The 17,262-nt window shown below is 68.1% G+C and carries 16 protein-coding genes and 3 pseudogenes; 14 read left to right on the forward strand and 5 right to left on the reverse strand.

Annotated elements, in window-relative coordinates; genetic code table 11:
- The first annotated feature begins 67 nt into the window (after positions 1-67).
- From ABZ098_RS30910 to ABZ098_RS30965, 12 genes and pseudogenes are all read left to right on the forward strand, one after another.
- Complete coding sequence (locus tag ABZ098_RS30910) at positions 68-1,183, forward strand: enolase C-terminal domain-like protein (RefSeq protein ID WP_356596717.1); 1,116 nt, start codon at positions 68-70, stop codon at positions 1,181-1,183.
- Between the two features lie 94 nt (positions 1,184-1,277).
- On the forward strand, positions 1,278-2,642 hold the full coding sequence (locus ABZ098_RS30915; protein WP_356596719.1) for an ABC transporter substrate-binding protein: 1,365 nt from the start codon (positions 1,278-1,280) through the stop codon (positions 2,640-2,642).
- Between the two features lie 12 nt (positions 2,643-2,654).
- Entirely contained in the window at positions 2,655-3,575 is a 921-nt protein-coding gene (locus ABZ098_RS30920) for a sugar ABC transporter permease (RefSeq protein WP_356596721.1), read from the forward strand.
- Positions 3,576-3,652: 77 nt separating this feature from the next.
- A complete protein-coding gene (locus ABZ098_RS30925) occupies positions 3,653-4,537 on the forward strand; it encodes a carbohydrate ABC transporter permease (protein WP_356596895.1) in 885 nt (294 codons plus the stop codon).
- Positions 4,538-4,622: 85 nt separating this feature from the next.
- A complete protein-coding gene (locus ABZ098_RS30930) occupies positions 4,623-4,961 on the forward strand; it encodes an L-rhamnose mutarotase (RefSeq protein ID WP_356596723.1) in 339 nt (112 codons plus the stop codon).
- Between the two features lie 66 nt (positions 4,962-5,027).
- Positions 5,028-5,879: a fumarylacetoacetate hydrolase family protein gene (locus ABZ098_RS30935; protein ID WP_356596725.1), complete on the forward strand. Its 852-nt coding sequence runs from the start codon at positions 5,028-5,030 to the stop codon at positions 5,877-5,879.
- Positions 5,880-5,899: 20 nt separating this feature from the next.
- Complete coding sequence (locus ABZ098_RS30940; protein ID WP_356596727.1) at positions 5,900-6,658, forward strand: SDR family oxidoreductase; 759 nt, start codon at positions 5,900-5,902, stop codon at positions 6,656-6,658.
- Entirely contained in the window at positions 6,655-7,689 is a 1,035-nt protein-coding gene (locus ABZ098_RS30945; protein WP_356596730.1) for an aldo/keto reductase, read from the forward strand. Before ABZ098_RS30940 ends, ABZ098_RS30945 begins: the two co-directional genes overlap by 4 nt.
- Before the next feature lie 5 nt (positions 7,690-7,694).
- Complete coding sequence (locus ABZ098_RS30950) at positions 7,695-8,597, forward strand: amidohydrolase family protein (RefSeq protein ID WP_356596897.1); 903 nt, start codon at positions 7,695-7,697, stop codon at positions 8,595-8,597.
- Positions 8,588-8,779, forward strand: a pseudogene (locus ABZ098_RS30955) ((Fe-S)-binding protein); the annotation flags it as partial. The gene ABZ098_RS30950 and the pseudogene ABZ098_RS30955, both read left to right, overlap by 10 nt.
- Positions 8,780-9,790: 1,011 nt before the next feature.
- Positions 9,791-10,093 (forward strand): hypothetical protein, encoded by a 303-nt coding sequence (locus ABZ098_RS30960; RefSeq protein ID WP_356596732.1) that lies wholly within the window; start codon positions 9,791-9,793, stop codon positions 10,091-10,093.
- On the forward strand, positions 10,090-10,719 hold the full coding sequence (locus tag ABZ098_RS30965; protein ID WP_356596734.1) for a hypothetical protein: 630 nt from the start codon (positions 10,090-10,092) through the stop codon (positions 10,717-10,719). The genes ABZ098_RS30960 and ABZ098_RS30965 overlap by 4 nt, the downstream gene beginning before the upstream one ends.
- A gap of 327 nt (positions 10,720-11,046) precedes the next feature.
- Here the strand turns inward: ABZ098_RS30965 and ABZ098_RS30970 are convergent, their stop codons facing one another.
- Complete coding sequence (locus ABZ098_RS30970) at positions 11,047-11,625, reverse strand: TetR family transcriptional regulator (RefSeq protein ID WP_356596736.1); 579 nt, start codon at positions 11,623-11,625, stop codon at positions 11,047-11,049.
- Positions 11,626-11,694: 69 nt separating this feature from the next.
- Here ABZ098_RS30970 and ABZ098_RS30975 point away from each other — a divergent pair, with 69 nt between their 5' ends.
- Positions 11,695-12,288, forward strand: coding sequence for a dihydrofolate reductase family protein (locus ABZ098_RS30975; protein ID WP_356596738.1), 594 nt, complete (start codon positions 11,695-11,697; stop codon positions 12,286-12,288).
- Positions 12,289-12,299: 11 nt separating this feature from the next.
- Here the strand turns inward: ABZ098_RS30975 and ABZ098_RS30980 are convergent.
- From ABZ098_RS30980 to ABZ098_RS30990, 3 genes and pseudogenes are all read right to left on the reverse strand, one after another.
- A pseudogene (locus tag ABZ098_RS30980) lies at positions 12,300-13,148 on the reverse strand (IS5 family transposase).
- A gap of 31 nt (positions 13,149-13,179) precedes the next feature.
- Positions 13,180-13,695: a DinB family protein gene (locus ABZ098_RS30985; protein ID WP_356596740.1), complete on the reverse strand. Its 516-nt coding sequence runs from the start codon at positions 13,693-13,695 to the stop codon at positions 13,180-13,182.
- Between the two features lie 118 nt (positions 13,696-13,813).
- Positions 13,814-14,641 (reverse strand): IS5 family transposase, encoded by an 828-nt coding sequence (locus ABZ098_RS30990; RefSeq protein WP_356596742.1) that lies wholly within the window; start codon positions 14,639-14,641, stop codon positions 13,814-13,816.
- A gap of 660 nt (positions 14,642-15,301) precedes the next feature.
- Between ABZ098_RS30990 and ABZ098_RS30995 the strand changes: the two are divergent.
- Positions 15,302-15,492, forward strand: a pseudogene (locus ABZ098_RS30995) (transposase); the annotation flags it as partial.
- A 322-nt stretch (positions 15,493-15,814) separates the two neighbouring features.
- Here ABZ098_RS30995 and ABZ098_RS31000 read toward each other — a convergent pair.
- Positions 15,815-16,951, reverse strand: a complete 1,137-nt coding sequence (locus ABZ098_RS31000) for an amidohydrolase family protein (protein WP_356596744.1) — start codon at positions 16,949-16,951, stop codon at positions 15,815-15,817.
- Positions 16,952-17,262 lie beyond the last annotated feature (311 nt).

Below are 17,262 nucleotides of genomic sequence, written 5' to 3' on the forward strand. Positions count from 1 at the left end.
TCGTATGACGACTTACGTTACACGAAAATTTCGCAGCAGTACTTCCCGCTCCCAAGGAGTGCAAGCCGTGCACATCACCGCAGTCGAATGCCATCTGGTCCGGGTGCCGGGAGCCAGCCCGTCCTTCGTCTGGCGGGACGGGCTCCTGGGCAGCCCGGCCGACGGTGAGGCCGCGGTGCTGCGCATCCGCACGGACGAAGGGGCCGAGGGGGTGGCAATGGCTCCTCGGCGGGGCAGCGGGGTCATCCTGGCGGACCTGTTGGACCGGGTGCTCCGCACCGAGTTGGTGGGGCAGGATCCCCTGCAGCGGGAATGGCTCTGGCACCGCATGTGGGAGCTGGACCGCACGGAGGAGCTACCGCTCTACCTGCTGGGACTGGTCGACACCGCACTGTGGGACCTGGCCGGGCGGCTCGCCGACCGGCCGACCTGGCAGATGCTCGGCGGTTACCGCACCTCCATACCGGCGTACGCCTCCACCGTCACCTACTCCTCGATCGAGGAGTACCTGGACATCGCCGACCAGGCCCTGGAGCTCGGCTATCCCGCCATCAAGCTCCACGCGTGGGGTGACGCCCGGCGGGATGCCCGCCTGTCGGTGGCATTGCGCGAGCATGTGGGGGACGACATCCCACTGATGTTCGACGGCTCGGCGGGCTTCGACCTCCCCGACGCCATCTACGTCGGGCACGCCCTCTCGGACGCCGACTACCTCTGGTACGAGGAGCCGATGAGGGAGTTCAGCGTCACCGCGTACAAGCGCCTCGCCGACGCGGTGGCCGTTCCCCTCCTCGTGGCCGAGACCTCCGACGGGGCGCACATGAACTCGGCCGATTTCATCCAGGCCGGCGCCGCCACCTTCGGCGTCCGCGCCTCCACCCAACTGCGCGGCGGCTTCACCGGCGCGATGCGCACCGCCCACCTCGCCGACGCCTACCGGCTGCGCGCCGAGGTGCACGGGCCGGAGATCCCCAACCGGCACCTGTGCATGGCCATCTCGAACACCACCTACTACGAGTCACTGGTCATGGGCAATCCCATCAGCCGTGAAAGCGGCATCGACGCCCGCGGCCTCGTTCACGCTCCCACTGCTCCGGGCGTCGCACTTCCGGCGGGCCTGGACTACCCTCCCGCCCTCCAGTCATTTGTCGACAAGGAGACCGTCACTCCACCCCGGGCATGACGACCGGAACTCCAGGCCGACCACCCGTCCCCAACTCCCCGAACGCGGCGCCCCTCACCGCAGTGCGCCGCTTCTCCAAGATCCGAGGTCAGTCATGAACAACGACGTTCCGGTTTCCTCCCGCCGTCAGCTCAGACACGCGGCCGTCGCCGCCCTGGGCGCCGTCTCCCTGCTCGGGCTCGCCGCCTGCGGCAGCGCGGACCCCGCCCCCGCGGCGACTTCCTCCCCGGCGGCCTTCAAGCCGGTCGCCCAGGAGAAGGGCAGTGAGATCACGGTCTGGGCAGACGCCACCCGCGTGCCCGGTGTGGAGGCGTACCAGAAGGCGCACCCGGACGTGAAGTTGAAGATCGTCACGTACAGCGGGGACGCCAACGGCGCCAACGACCTGCAGACCAAGGTCCAGCTGTTCGATCGCACCGGCAGCGGGTGGCCCGACGTCGCCTTCAGCGCCAACGTCAACGACGGCACCTGGGCATCCCAGGGCAAGACCCCCTACGCCGCACCCGTCAACCAGGACGTGATACCCCAGTCCACGCTGAAGGGCTTCGCGGACGGCGCGCTGAACCCCTGCACCTTCAACGGCAACACCTACTGCGTTCGCAACGACCTGGCGCAGAACGTGCTCTGGTACAACGAGAAGCTCATGGACGAGTTCGGGTACTCCGTCCCGACCACCTGGGAGGAGTACCAGGCTCTCGGCGAGAAGGTCGCCAAGGAGCACCCCGGCTACCTGGTCGGAACCGCCGGGGACGCCTGGAGCGCCGAGGTGTACTTCTGGGCGAGCCAGTGCCCTGCCAGCACGGCGACCGGCGCCAGGAAGGTCAAGGTCGACCTGCGGGATTCCAAGTGCACCCGGATGGCCAAGCTGCTCGACAGCCTGATCGCCAAGGGCTCGGTCTCCAAGGACACCGTCTTCAGCGCCGGCTTCGTCAAGAACGAGGCGAGCAAGGTCCTCATGCTCCCCGGCCCCTCCTGGTTCGGCCAGGTGCTCTTCAACTCCACCTTCAAGATCCCCAAGGGGCAGATCACCGCCGCCTCGCCACTGAAGTTCGAGGGCGACACCAAGAACTACACCGGCAACGTCGGCGGTGGTCTGTGGTTCGTCTCCTCCCACAGCAAGAACCTCCAGGCGGCTTCCGACCTGGTGACCTGGATGGCGACCTCCGACGCCTACCAGGGCACCGCGGGCACCTACCCCGCGTACAAGAAGGCCGCGGTCACCTGGCTCGCCAACCAGAAGAAGACCGGCTACTTCGCCGAGGACGTCAGCCCCGTCTTCACGGAATCCGCGGAACTGATCTGGCCCGGCTGGTCCGCCACCCAGTACAGCCAGGAAGCGATCTACTCCTCCACCGTGATCCCTGCCATGAACTCCGGCAAGACCCTCACCGACACCCTGGACACCTGGCAGACGGCCATCACCGACAAGGCCAAGTCCCTCGGATACACCGTCAACTAGCGAAGCGGACCGATGACCACCCACCCCGCAACGGAGCGGAGCGGCCACCGCGGCGGCCGCTCGGCCCGCAACCCGGTCGGACGCGCCGGTTACCTCTTCGTCTCCGGCTACGTCCTCCTCCTGCTCGCCTTCGGCGTCCTGCCCACCGGTTACGCGGTGTGGCTGGCGCTGTCCAACTCCCGCAACCAACTCGTCGGAATCGGCAACTTCACCAGGACCTTCGCCGACTACCGCTTCGGACCGGCCTTCCTCCACATCGGCCTGTACCTGGTGGTGTGGCTGGCCAGCCTGATGATCCTGGTCGTGCTGCTCGCCCTGATGCTGCACGGCCGCATGCGCAGGGCCTCCACCAGCCTGCGGTTCCTGTTCTACCTGCCGGGTGCCCTCGCCGGGGTGGCGAGCGTACTGCTCTTCCTGATCCTCCTCGACCCGGCCGCCAGTCCCGTCGGATGGCTGCTGAAGAGCTTCGGCTGGAACACCCTCGCCCAGGTCAACGCCCCCGATCACCTGCCGGTGCTCTTCACGGTCATCGCCTTCTGGACCGGGGCCGGTGGCTGGATCGTGGTCATGTACGGGGCGCTCAACAGCATCCCCGACGAGATCCTGGAGGCCGCTCGCATCGACGGCGCCAGCACGCTCCAGATCGCCCTTCACATCCAGATCCCGATGATGACCAAGTGGATCGCGTACATGCTGATCCTGGCCTTCGCGGCCGGCACCCAGCTCTTCGTCGAGCCGCAACTGGTCTCCCTCGCCAGCTGGGGCATGATCCCCGACAGCTGGTCACCGAACCAGCTCTCCTACCAGTACGCCTTCCAGGCAGGCGACTTCAACGGCGCGGCGGCGCTCTCCGTCGACCTCCTCGTCCTGGGCCTCGCCTGCGCGGCGCTCGTCGTCTTCCGCACCGGCCTGTTCGACAGGGACAAAGGATGACCACAGCTCCCACCGCCACAGCCCGCCGAACCCCGCCGGGCCACCGTGCCGACGACCGCACCAGCCCGAGGAAACCCATGCGCCGGACGCGCCGCCCACGCTCACTGGCCGCCCGGCTGGCCTGGCTCGTCGTCATGGGCCTGTTCACACTGTTCTTCTGCGTACCGGTGGTGTGGCTCCTGCTGGCCACGACCAAGACCGACAGCCAGATCGTGCGGGACAACCCGTTCTCGTTCGGCTCGCTCGGCGAGGTCGCCGACGCCTGGCACCACCTGTACGCGTTCCAGGACGGCGCGATCCTCACCTGGCTGCAGAACTCGGCGCTCTACACGTTCGGCGCGCTGGCCGTGACCCTCGTGACGTCGATCCCCGCCGGGTACGCGCTGGCCCTCACCCAGTTCATCGGGCGCCGGATGCTGCTGACCATCACCATGCTCGTGATGCTCATGCCGACCGCGGCGATGGTGCTCCCCCTGTACCTGGGGATGAACGCCGTGCACCTGGACGGCACGATCTGGTCGGTGATCCTGCCCTTCTCGTTCTTCCCGTTCGGGGTCTACCTCACCTACATCTACTTCTCCTCCAACGTCCCCTCCGACCTGCTGTCCGCAGCGCGCATCGACGGCTGCTCGGAGTGGCAGGTCTTCCGGCTCGTCGCGCTGCCACTGGCCAAGCCCGTGATCGCCCTGGTCGGCTTCTTCAACTTCGTCGGCAACTGGAACAACTTCTTCCTGCCGTTCGTGATGCTGCCCGACAACTCCCAGTATCCGGCGCAGGTGGGCCTGAACAACCTGCTCGCCGCCTCACCGCTGTTCAACACCTCCAGCGGCACGGCAAACCAGATCATGCGACCCGAACTGGCCCTGGCCACCCTCGTGACCATCGTGCCGGTCCTGATCGTCTTCCTCTTCTCCCAGCGAGCCCTGGTGGCCGGCATGCTCGCCGGCGCGACAAAGGAGTGAGCCGGCAGCCACACCCTCGGCGCCGCGCCGTAGTGGCTACGCCGCTGTATGGGCGACGCCTCCCACACTCGCCGGAAGGACCTCGATGAAACGGGTTGCCCAGACGATCCGCCTGCGGCCCGAGCACCGCGAACCGTATCTGCGCCTGCACTCCGCGGTCTGGCCGGGCGTGGAGGCCGCGCTGCGGGCCGCGAACATCCGCAACTACAGCATCTTTCTGCGCGAGGACACCCTGTTCGCCTACTTCGAGTACCACGGTGACGACTTCGAGGCCGACATGGCCGCGATCGGCGCCGACCCGACCACCCAGGCCTGGTGGAAGCTCACCGGCCCCTGCCAGGAGCCCTGGGCCGATACCGGCGCCGGAGGCAACTGGTCGGACCTGACCGAGATCTGGCATCTGAGCGATCCCGGCACACCGTGACGCTCACCCCTGATCCCCCACCCTCGCCCGAGCCACCCGACAACCACCCATGGCAAGGAACGCCCAGTGAAACTTCTACGAGTAGGCGCGCCCGGCGAGGAGCGTCCCGCAGTCCGCACCGGGGGAGGCCGGCTGCTCGACCTGTCCTCCGTGACCTCCGACATCGACGGTGCCTTCCTCGCCTCGGAGGGTGTCGATCGGGCCCGGGCGGCGGTCGCGGCAGGAGCACTGCCCGAACTGGACGCGGACGGTGTGCGGATCCGAGCACCCGTAGCCCGCCCCGGCAAGGTCGTCTGCGTGGGGCTGAACTACCGCGACCACGCAGCCGAGACCGGTGCGGCGATGCCCCCGCGGCCGGTGGTGTTCATGAAGGACACGGGCACGGTGGTCGGACCGTACGACGAGGTACTGATCCCCCGCGGCTCCGTGAAGACCGACTGGGAGGTCGAGCTGGCGGTCGTCATAGGACAGCGGGCCCGCTACCTCGACGGACCACAAGCCGCACGTGCCGTCATCGCCGGGTACGCGATCAGCCACGACGTCTCCGAGCGCGAGTTCCAGCTGGAGTACTCCTCGCAGTGGGACCTGGGCAAGTCCTGCGAGACCTTCAACCCGCTAGGACCGTGGCTGGTCACCGCCGACGAGGTCGGTGACCCACAGAGCCTCGGGCTGCATCTGAGCGTCAACGGCGTGAAGCGGCAGGACGGCCACACCAGCGACATGATCTTCCCGGTCGACCACATCGTGGACTACCTGAGCCAGTACATGGTCCTGGAGCCGGGCGACGTGATCAACACCGGTACTCCCGCGGGCGTCGCCCTCGGCCTCCCCGGCCCCCCCTACCTCCGCCCGGGCGACACCGTCGAGCTCTCCGTCGACGGTCTCGGCGCCCAGCGCCAGAGTTTCGGTCAAGCGTGAAAGGCACCCCTTTGAGCCGTATGAGCGGCCTGTCCGGGCTCAAGGCCGTCGTCACCGGCGGCGCGTCCGGCATCGGGCTGGCCACGTCCCGGATGCTGGCCGAGCAAGGCGCCACCGTGGCCGTCCTCGACCTCGCCCCCTCCGGCGCCCCCGAACCGCTGATCGCCATCAAGGCCGACCTCGGCGACGACGCCTCGGTACGTGCCGCCGTGGACACTGCTGCCGTAGAGCTCGGTGGCCTGGACATCCTGGTCAACAACGCGGGCATCGGCGCCGTCGGTACCGTCGAGGACAACCCGGATGAGGAGTGGCACCGCGTCCTGGACGTCAACGTCCTCGGAACGGTGCGCACCACCCGGGCCGCCCTGCCGTATCTACGGCACTCTTCGCGCGCGGCGGTCGTCAACACATGCTCGATCGCGGCCACCGCGGGCCTTCCCCGGCGCGCCCTGTACTCCGCGAGCAAGGGTGCGGTGCTGTCGCTGACCCTGGCGATGGCCGCGGACCACGTCCGTGAGGGCGTCCGCGTCAACTGTGTCACCCCCGGCACCGCCGACACCCCCTGGGTGACCCGGCTCCTGGACGCCACGGACGACCCAGCGGCGGAACGCGCCGCCCTCGACGCACGCCAGCCCCTGGGCCGCCTGGTCAGCGCGGACGAGGTGGCGGCGGCCGTGGTCTACCTGGCGAGTCCCGCCGCAGCCGCCGTCACCGGTATCGCCCTCGCCGTTGACGGCGGCATGCAGGGACTCCGGCTGCGACCGGCGGCCGGCTCATGAGAACGACCACGCTGGGCACCACCGACGTCAGGGTCACCGAGCTGTCGTTCGGGGCCGCCGGCATCGGCAACCTCTTCCGCCCGGTCACCGACGAGGCCGCTTTCGCCACGGTGGAAGCGGCCTGGGACGTGGGTGTACGCACCTTCGACACGGCCCCGCACTACGGACTCGGGCTGTCCGAGCGACGCCTGGGCACCGCCCTGCGCGACCGCGACCGCGACACGTACACCGTCTCCACCAAGGTCGGACGACTGCTCGAACCCAACCCTGAAGGCGGCCGCGGCGACGATCTCGCGCATGGCTTCGCCGTGCGCGACACCCACCGGCGGGTCTGGGACTTCAGCCGCGACGGAGTCCTGCACTCCCTGGAAGCGAGCCTTGACCGCCTCGGCCTGGACCGTGTCGACATCGCCTTGCTGCACGACCCGGACCACCACGCCGAGCAAGCTCTCACCGAGGCATATCCGGCGCTGGAACGGCTGCGCGGTGAAGGCGTCGTCAAAGCGATCGGCATCGGAGTGAACCAGTGCGCACTCCCCGCCCGCTTCCTGCGCGACACCGACATCGACGTGGTACTGCTCGCAGGCCGCTACACCCTGCTGGAGCAGGAAGGGCTTGCGGAGGTACTGCCAGAGGCCGCCGCCCGTGGCAGGAGTGTCATCGTCGGCGGGGTGTTCAACTCGGGTCTGCTCACCGACCCCAGCCCCGGGGCCACCTACGACTATGCGCCCGCCCCGCTGCCCGTCATCGACCGGGCCCTGCGCATGAAGGCGGTCACCGAACGCCACGGAGTACCGCTGCGCGCAGCCGCTCTGCGCTTCCCGCTCGGCCATCCTGCGGTCGCGAGCGTACTGTCCGGCGCACGTTGTCCCGAGGAGGTCCGCGACTCGGTGGATCAGCTGCGGCGAACGGTACCGGCCGCGCTCTGGGACGGACTGCGCGCCGAGGGGCTACTGGCCCGGCACGTCCCCGTCCCCAGCGCCGCACCGGTCGAGGGAGCCGATCGACCGCAAGAGGAGTCGTCAGGGTGAGCGCCATGGAGGCGAACACGGCTGAGGCCGTCATCGACGCACACCACCATGTATGGGACCTGTCCGTTCGCGACCAGGACTGGATCACCGGACTGGAACTCGCCCCGCTGCGCCGCGACTTCCTGCTCGCCGATCTGGAGTCCGAGGCCCGCGACGCCGGCGTCACCGCGACGGTCCTGGTCCAGACGGTCGACGTTCCTGAGGAGACACCCGAGTTCCTGGCCTTGGCCCGGGACAGCGACCTCGTGGCCGGCGTCGTGGGCTGGACCGACCTGACCTCCCCGGATGTCGCCCGCGCGCTCACGGCACTGCGGGAGAGGCCGGGTGGGGAGCACCTGGTGGGCATCCGGCACCAGGTGCAAGGCGAATCAGACCCGCACTGGTTGATGCGGCCGGACGTCCTGCGTGGGCTCGCCGCGGTGGCCGACGCGGGGCTCGTGTACGACCTGGTCGTCAGGCCCCGTCAGCTCGCAGCCGCGCACGAGACCGCCCGATCGCTTCCCGGCCTCACCTTCGTACTCGATCACGCGGGCAAGCCCCCCGTCGCCTCGGGCGAGCTGCGGCCGTGGGCGGACGCGGTGCGCCGGCTGGCCTCGCTGCCCAACACCGTCTGCAAGCTCTCCGGCCTGGTGACCGAGGCCGACTGGGGCCAGTGGGGCGTCGAGGACCTCCGGCCGTACGCGGACACGGTGCTGGAGGCCTTCGGACCGCGGCGGCTGATGTTCGGATCCGACTGGCCCGTCTGCCGGCTGGCCGCCACCTACGGCGAAGTCATCTCCACCGCACGGCAGTTGACGTCCGCTCTCCAACCCGCCGAACGCCACGAGGTCTTCACCGGAACCGCTCTGCGGACCTACGGCCTGACCGTCACCGGCTCCCCGGCCGCTCAGGACGCACCATGCGCATAGCTCTCTTCATCACCTGTTTCACCGACATGATGTTCCCCCGTGCCGGCCGAGCGGTGACCGAGCAGCTGGAACGGCTCGGCCACACCGTGGAGTTCCCGCAGGGCCAGACCTGCCGCGGCCAGATGCACTTCAACACCGGCTACCGCCCCGAGACCCTGCCGATGGTGCGCCGTTTCGCGGAGAGCATCGCCAGCATCAGGCAGGCGAGCAGCAGCTGCCCGCCACCGAAACGGCACCCGCCGCGGCGACCTGCTGTGGTCGGCCTCATGGTCGGGGCGCCGGCCATGGCGGGGCCGCGGTATGCCTTTTCAGTGGTGCGGTCGGGATGAGGGAGGTCCGGCGAAAGTACTGCCCTCACCAGCGGCTCCGGTCGGCCAGCCGGGAGGCCCACCGCAACGGCACCACCCCACCCGACTGGATCACCACTACCAACCTCCTCACCCACGGCATGGGCTCCGCCCGACCCGAATCCGCCGCCTGACCACCACGGCGAGCGGCGGGCCGGCCACCTTACGGAGCAGGGAAGCCGCCTCATAACGGCGGGCGCAGCAGCGGGCGGAGCGGGTACGGAGCAGCACGTCGGCCAGCGGGGCCGGCCGTTGGTCGGCGGTGGGGCGTGTCCCCTGTCGGGGCGGCGGGGGGATGGAGGCCGGGTCCCTTTCGGAACCCTGGTCGGACGGATGCGGGGCCGGGGCGCGGTGCATGTGGTGCGGCCGGCCCCGGCGGCAGACGTGCGCCAACACGGCCTGCGGGATGTCCTGATGTGGAGGGTGCGACCCGTACAGCTCAGGAGCGCCGCCGGCCGGGAGCCGGTCAGCGGGTGCCTCGCATCATGAACCCGGCGCTCATCCGGGGGCAAGCAGAGCTGGAACACAGGCGACCATCGTCGTGGCGGACGGTAGTCGACCGGCGGCCGGAACGACTGGTCGTGATGTGGCAGATCCGTAGCAGGCCTTCCAGGCCCGGAGCCCGGTGTCACCGCGTGACATCGGATGCTGGAACAGGCCTGACCACCTCGCGGACATTCAGGACATTGGGGGAAGGCGACCGGGCCTCACCCTGTGGCATGCTCGGCGGCACCGGCCCCGCACCCGGGCAGCGCCAACTGTCCGCGGATGCCGGTGACTTGCGACCCGTCCATCACCTGGTGGCCCGCGCACGGGCGGTGCCGCCCCGCCTGCAGGAGCGTTTGCGTGTCTCGTGCCGTCCTCCTTTCCCCGCCCGAACCCGTCCCCGACACCCGTGCCCGTCCCGGCGCGACGGTGCAGGTCGTCGGTGTCGTCGTGTTTCCCGTCATCGGCGGTGTGCTCGCCATGAGGGGCCTGAGCGTCGGCGACGTCCTCGTACTCGTGGGCGGCTGCGGCGTGAGCGGCGCCGCCGCGATCGCGCTCGCCGGCGCACGCCTCGCCGGCCCGCTCAGGGGCCGTGCCGTCGGCGGGCGTCTCCTCGGTGCCTTCGCGGCCGCCGTCCGTGCGGCGCAGGAGCCCCGCCCGTGACCACCCGGAGCGCCAGGCCCGCCACCCGGACCCGGGCGGACCTGGGCGGCTTCCTTGCCTCGCTGACCTGGACATACGGCGGCCCGGCCTGGTCCGAGCTGTCCCGCCGCACCGGCCTGTCGGTCTCCACCCTCCAGCGCACCGCGCGCCCTTTCGGCCCCGTGCCACGGGAGGAGAACGTCATCGCTTACGTCAAAGGCATCACTGACGACCCCCGGGCCGTCACCGACGCGATCAAGTTGTGGCGCCGGGCCCGGATCGAGGAACGCGGTCGGCTGCGCGCCCTCAACGCGCCCGCGCCCGCGTACGTGCGCAACGAGGCCGATCTCCTGGCCGCGCTCGCCGCCGCCTACGAGAAGGACGGCGCCCCGCCCCTGCGGACCCTCCAGCGCCGCGCCGGACGCGCCGGCACCGACGTGTTCGTCCTCCCGCTCGCCAACGCCTCCCGCATCGTCAACCGTGTACGCCTGCCCGTCGACCAACGCCAGTACGAGGCCTTCCTCACCGGCTGCCACATCCCCGAGCACGCTCTCGGCCCCTGGCGCGAGGCATGGCACCGCGCCCGCGGCACACACCCCGCCCTCGCCCGGCCCGGCCCGGTGAACAACCGGCACGCGCAGCCGTAACAGCACCCCGTGTCACGCGGCTCGCGTACGGCGGGCGGGCGGCGGCGTACCGAGCGTGAGCAGCCGCTGGGCGCCAGCGTACGACGGTTCAGGGCCGGGCGGCGTCGTTATCCCGGGGTACTGGCTGACTGTTGGGCCTGTGCGCCAAGTTGGAGTTCAGCAACATGCCTGACGGCTATCCCAGGGGGTTCAGGCATGTTGGCGATCTCAGGGACTTGGATTGTTTCGTTCGGATCAGCAGACGGAACCAAGAGCGGGTGACTGCCGAGGCCGGTCCGGTCCGGCTCACTTCTACCGCAGCAGACTGGAGTCTCCCGGGCCGAGCAGCTACTGCGCCGCCACGATGCGTTCCACTGCGGCCTTTACCAGTTGTTCACGCTCTGCCTCCGTGAAGACGTCCGGCAGGGTGAGCTGTTCAACGATCAGCCAGTTGAGCGTCAGTATGAGCAGCTTGACCGCTGTGGTGTCGCCGGGGAAACCGGAAGTCTCGTGATAGGCGACGTTGGCATCCACGTCGGCCCGGACTCGCTCCGTGAGGACCTTGCGCAGTTGGGGGCGGCGAGTGGCTTCGAGGCGGAGTTCCAGCAGCGCGAGGTAACCGGTACGGAAGGAGGCGATCCGGCCGACGAGTTCGCGCATCAGCTCTACGTAGGTGTCCTGGTCACGGCCGGCCGCCTGCTGTCGGGCAATCGTGGCCTCGTCGGGCTGGAGTCGCTCGTAGACCCGGGCGCCGGCCTGAGTGAACAGGTCGTCGCGACTGGAGAAGTAGTTGGACGCCGTACCGGCGGGAACGGCCGCCTCAGCATCCACGGCCCGGAAGGTCAGGCCGCGTGCGCCTTCCCGGGCCAGCACCTCGATCGCCGCGTCGACGAGGGCCGCGCGCCGCCGGTCATTCCGTCTCACCATTGACACCACTCCAGATGTAGTACTACGTTCAAACCACTTCAAGCAGAGTACTACGTGTGGGGGACCATTGTGCGAAAGCTCGTGTACTACATAGGCGTCTCGCTCGACGGCCGCATCGCCGGTCCCGGCGGCGAGTTCGACTTCTTTCCGCAGGGCGACGAGCAGCAGGCCGCCGCCTATTCGACTTGGATGAACGCGCTGTACCCGGAGACCATCCCGACCGCTTATCGCGCGGCCGTCGGCGTCGCCGACGCGCCCAACCGGCGTTTCGACACCGTCGTCATGGGCCTTGGTACCTACCGCCCAGCCCTCGACAACGGGATCACCAGCCCGTACGCGCACCTGCGCCAGTACGTGGTGTCCAGCACTCTCAAGCCGGACACCGACGCAGCCGTCACTGTCGTGCCGAGTGACCCGCTCGCCCTGGTCCGCGAGCTCAAGGGCGAGGTGGGCAGCGTCCTGGACGTCTGGCTCTGCGGGGGCGGCCGGCTCGCGGGCAACCTGATGCCTGAGATTGACGAGCTGCTGATCAAGACGTATCCAGTCATTGTCGGCACCGGCGTCCCGGTGGTCGACGGTGCCTTCGACCCCACTGTCTTCGACGTCGCCGAGCGCACCGCCTTCCCGAACGGGGTCACCCTCACCCGCCTCACCCGCCGCTAGGCGGTTTCGGTTCAGTGGGCGGACCAGAGGAAGATGCCCGCGACGTGGAGTCCGGCCAGGTAGATGGTCGCCGTCTTCTCGTAGCGGGTGGCGATGCCGCGCCACAGCTTGAGACGGTTGATGCACCGCTAAGCGGTGTTGCGCTGTTTGTAGGCGTCGCGGTCGAAGGCCGGTGGCCTGCCGCCTTGTCTGCTGCGCCGCAGCGGGTGAGCCTGCTGGTCCGCCGGGACGGGATCACCGTGCGGATCCCGCGCTTGTGCAGGTATGCGCGGATCGCGCGTGAGGAGTACGCCTTGTCCGCCAGGACCACGTCCGGCCTGGTGCGGGGCCGTCCGCGTCGGCGCGGAACACGCAGACGTGCCATCACTGGGTAAAAGCGGGTGCGACGCCCGCCTGTCCGGCGGTGAGACGGAAGGTCAGGGGGCGGCAGCTGCCGTCGGCGGCGAGGTGGATCTTCGTGGTTGGTCCACCTCGGGACCGGCCGATGGCGTGGTGTCCGGTTCGCCGACCGGGGCCCCCTTTTGCGGGCCCCGGCGGCGTGCTGGTGGGCACGCACGATCGTAGAGTCCACCGACACGAGCCGATCGAGGTCTTCGTCTGCGTTCGGCCTGGGCGATCAGCGTGGTGAACACCCGCTCCCGGGTGCCGTCGCGGGCCCATATCCGCAGCCGGTTGTAGACGCCTCGCCAGTTGCCGAACTGCTCCGGCAGGTGGACCCGCTGCGTACCAGTCTGGAACTAGAAGGCGATCGCATCGATCACCTCACGATGGTCTCGCCGGCGGCCGCCCCTCTTTGGCGTCCGGGCAGGGAGCAAGGGCTCAACCCGCGCCCACTGCACGTCAGTCAACGGCACGCCCAAACCAACGATCCGATGATCCAAACAAAACGCCCTAGACGCCGGTCCGTCCGTCGACGAGCTCTCGCACGATGTCGAGATGCCCGTTGTGTCGGGAGATCTCTTCGATGAGGTGGAGGATCACCCAGCGCAGGTCCACGTGGCGGCCGTCGCTGATGGGCCGCTCGGCCCTCGAGTTCACGTCGTGGTCGGACAGCAGGCGACGGTAGCGGTCGCTCTGCTCCTCATATTCGGCGAGAAGCTGGGGCAACGGGATGTCGACGGCTGTCCGCATCTCGGGGTCGGGGTCGTCGTCACTCGCCTGCGTGAGTGGACCCGCTGGTTCCTCTCCCAGGTACATCACTTGGACCCAGTGGTACTCGACCCACCGCAGATGGCTGATCAGCGCGCACAGGGTCATCAACGGTGAGGTCGGGAGCGGGGCCCTGCGGGCGTCTTCTGCGGACACGCCCTCGCACTTGGCTCGCGCCGTGTCACGGGCGTACTCCAGGAAGGTGATCAGCTGCGTGCGCTCGTCCCAGGTGGGAGGCGTATCGGTTCGTTGAGTCATCGCGGGGAGTTTCCCGCAGGTCGGACGGGCGGTCGAGTGATTAACGAGCGGGACCCCGGTGAGCACTGCACGCCGGTCGGCAGGATCCGCCGGACAGGCCTAGGTCGTGTCCGCAATGTCAGGGCAGCCAGAGTCGTAGGCAGGCGAGGGTGACCAGGGCCTGGTAGTGGCGGGTGAGTTTGTCGTAGCGAGTGGCCAGGGCCTTGTTGTGCTTGAGCTTGTTGAAGCAGCGTTCGACGACGTTGCGGCGCCGGTAGGCCGCCCGGTCGAGCCGGCAGCGGCTCTCGCCCCTGCGGATGCGGCCGTTGATCTGGTCGATCCGTTCCCGGATCGCTGCCTTGATGCCTCGCCTGCGCAGGTAGGAGCGGATCTTCGTGGACGAGAAACCCTTGTCCGCGACGACCCGCTCCGGCCGCGTTCTGGGGCGGCCCGGCCCGCACCGGCTGACGCTGATGCGGGCCATGACCTGCTCGAACTGGGTGCAGTCGTTGACGTTGCCGGCGGTGATGGTGAAGGCGAGCGGTCGGCCCTGTCCGTCGCAGGCGAGGTGGATCTTCGTGGTCAGCCAGGCGGGACCGGCCGATCGCCTCGCCCGGCCACAGCCCCCTTTTCGGGCCCCGGCCGCGTGCTGGTGGGGCCGCACGGTGGTGGAGTCGACACACACGACCATCCAGTCGACAGGGCCGACGGCATCGGAGTGCTGCTGGACGTGGGCCGGCAGGCGGTCCCAGGTTCCGTCGGCCGACCAGCGGCGAAAGCGTTCGTAGACCGTCTTCCACGGCCCGTACCGCTCGGGCAGATCCCGACAGGCCGCCCCGGTCGACAGCTTCCACAGGATTCCGTTGACCACCAGACGGCGATCCCGCACCGGACGGCCCATCCGGGGCGGAGCCGGCAACGGCTCGATCACCGCCCACGCCTGATCTGTCAGCTCATTACGACGCACCACAACAAACCAACGCACCAACCACGTTGCGGACACGACCTAGCCCCCCCGCCGCAGGATGGGAGTTGAGAGCGTCGGTTGTCTGGGCAGGGTGGTCGGCGTGGCAGACGGTGACCCCCGACTCCGGTGGTCACCCGCACACTCGACGACGAGCTGCGGCATACCGACATCCGATGACGCGAGGCCGCTCTTCGGAGAGGACCCGAACCTGCCGAGATGCCCCATGCCGGCTCGGCATCTGTCTCATGAGACATGGCGAAGTCTGGAGAAAGGCAGGTTCAGGGCTCTGTTGTCCGTCGATGCGGGCCGGGTGGTGCTGCTCTCGAGGCGAGGACCGGATGGCCGCCCCAGCGTCTCGGAGGCTCCCTCGAGTCCGTGTTGGGCTCCTGGCGGTCTGCCGTGTCAGCCGGTCAGCGATGGCGGACGTGCCCGTCATCCTTGGCATCGTCGTCGATCAGTGAGCCGGTGGGCCATGCGGACCCATTGCGACGGCCAGACGGGCTCAGGTCTTGAAAACGACGCACCCGGTCGCAAAGGTCGAGTGCGTCGCTGGCGGCCGTACCGAAGCCCCCGACCTGCCCGGCAAGAGCCGGCGCGATCGGCCCTCCGTCGACCGGGGCGACCACGTCTATCTCGCTGGCGACCAGGAGTACTCCACGGGCCCGAGCTCGCCGGGGGTTCAGAGACCTCCGCCCACGTCTCACGTTCCCGGCCCCTGCATGGAAACCGTCAACTCCCGCACTTGGACGCCCACTTGGTTCCGAGAGCCGACGGCCCGCCACCGCTACGACCTGGTCAAGGCCGGGGAACGACCGGAGAGCATCACCGAGCGAGGCCGACCCAGACCATGAACAAGCTCCTCCCCCCCCGCGGCGTAGGTCGTTGACCGTTTCTCCGAACTCGCTTTTCACAGCCCTGCCAAGGTGTTTGGTGTCGTGCACTCCCCATCGCGCTGCGATGGTGGCTTGCGGAGGCGGGGACGAGAAGGTCGCGGCGGATTCGTAACAGGCGCTCATGTCGGACCCACGCGGCGACGGTCAGGTCGCTGCCCTTGGAGAGGGCATGAAGGCGCCGGACAGAGAGGTGGTGCTGGCGTGCGATTTGTTCCGCGCTCCACTTCTGCCGATACCGGCGCGTCACTTCACGGGGCATCATTCTGCCCGTCGGGACGTGTCAGACTTTCATTCCGAATAGTTTTTCCGCATTTCGGAAGGCGATTTTCTCCTTGACTTCGCGCGGCAAAGCGACCGCCCGGAACCAGTCGGTCTGTTTTTTCATGTCCGCAAACGGGTAGTCGGTGGCAAACATTACCCGATCCACGCTTATGTGCTTCAGCAGGAGATCGAGAAGTTCAGTCTGCGGGAATGCGCTGGTTGTGAACCAGAAATTGTCATGGAAATACTGCTCGAACGGTTTGTCCAGGCTTTTCTCGGTTACCTCGCTCATCTTCTCCACGATGCGTTCGTAGAAGAACGGAAGGCCCTCGCCCATATGGCCGATGATAATCTGGAGATTGGGATGCCTGTCGAATACTCCCGAGGTGATCATTCGGAGGCACTGGGTAACGACTTCCTGGTGCCATCCATATGCAGAGATGCTGAGAACCTGATCCTGGAACTCCTTCTGATATTCCGGCCGCATATTGCTGTAGTAGATCTGGAAAACCTCGTCAGGCGGCAGACCCGGATGGATGTATATCGGTACATCAAGGGCTTCGGCGCGCGCCAGGAGTGGCTCAAAGTCGGGATGGTCGAGGAATTTCTCCCCGGTAATTCCATTGGTCAGACATCCCAGGAATCCATCTTCCCGGACTGTGCGTTCCAGTTCGTCTGCCGAGGCCTCCGGACTCTGAAGTGGCAAGGTTGCAAATGCCTGAAAACGCTCCGGATAGCTGGCCATCGGCCCATCGACGAGCATCTTGTTGAGACGATACGCAAAATCGATGCCCTTCTGACCTGGGACATTCTGCACACCTGGCGTATGTGCGGAGAGGATTTGAACGTTGAGCCCCGCCTCATCCATCGCAGCGATGCGGCGCGGGCCGATCTCGGCAAGACCAGTGTCCTCGAGAAACAGCCTGTCGTTCAGCACCATCAACTCGTGGGTGGAAAAGGTCTCTTCCGTACCGATGAAGGGCAGGTCCTGGTCCCGCAGTGAAATGTCCGAAGTCTTCTCCGAAGTCTCGTTCTCGTCCGCTGCCGAGACTATGACATGCGTGGACAAGCCAGCACCAATGCCAAGTGCCGTGCCGGCTAGAAAGCCGCGGCGTCCCATCGTGAGCTGCTTCAGAGGGTTTGTGCTGTATTTCATGTCATTTTCTCCTCAGGTCTTGTGTGGTGCGGTGTCCGTCTGCAAGACACTTCAGCTAGGCCCTTCGTCATTACCAGGCCCGCCTATGTGCCAATGCCGTGTGCCCCTCTTCGACCTCAGCGCCGGCCACGCCCGGTCGGCCGAAAACTTGCCAGCCGAGCCCATGGCAACGTTCTCCGGCGCGAATTGGGTCCCGGTCACGAACTCCGTCTTGGTCAGGCCCGGATCGATCATCGGGCCCGGGCTCGTCCGAGCCACCGCCCTCCGGCGGCACGGGCGCGCAGGCTTCGGCCATCCTCAGGTCGAGAAAC

Source organism: Streptomyces sp. NPDC006335 (genome assembly GCF_040612795.1).
GTDB lineage: Bacteria > Actinomycetota > Actinomycetes > Streptomycetales > Streptomycetaceae > Streptomyces.

Coding starts and splice junctions, on each gene's coding strand:
- ABZ098_RS30915 (WP_356596719.1), top strand. CDS start 1,278: ATGAACAACGACGTTCCGGTTTCCTCCCGCCGTCAGCTCAGACACGCG.
- ABZ098_RS30920 (WP_356596721.1), top strand. CDS start 2,655: ATGACCACCCACCCCGCAACGGAGCGGAGCGGCCACCGCGGCGGCCGC.
- ABZ098_RS30925 (WP_356596895.1), top strand. CDS start 3,653: ATGCGCCGGACGCGCCGCCCACGCTCACTGGCCGCCCGGCTGGCCTGG.
- ABZ098_RS30930 (WP_356596723.1), top strand. CDS start 4,623: ATGAAACGGGTTGCCCAGACGATCCGCCTGCGGCCCGAGCACCGCGAA.
- ABZ098_RS30940 (WP_356596727.1), top strand. CDS start 5,900: ATGAGCGGCCTGTCCGGGCTCAAGGCCGTCGTCACCGGCGGCGCGTCC.
- ABZ098_RS30945 (WP_356596730.1), top strand. CDS start 6,655: ATGAGAACGACCACGCTGGGCACCACCGACGTCAGGGTCACCGAGCTG.
- ABZ098_RS30950 (WP_356596897.1), top strand. CDS start 7,695: ATGGAGGCGAACACGGCTGAGGCCGTCATCGACGCACACCACCATGTA.
- ABZ098_RS30970 (WP_356596736.1), bottom strand. CDS start 11,625: ATGGTGAGACGGAATGACCGGCGGCGCGCGGCCCTCGTCGACGCGGCG.
- ABZ098_RS30985 (WP_356596740.1), bottom strand. CDS start 13,695: ATGACTCAACGAACCGATACGCCTCCCACCTGGGACGAGCGCACGCAG.
- ABZ098_RS31000 (WP_356596744.1), bottom strand. CDS start 16,951: ATGAAATACAGCACAAACCCTCTGAAGCAGCTCACGATGGGACGCCGC.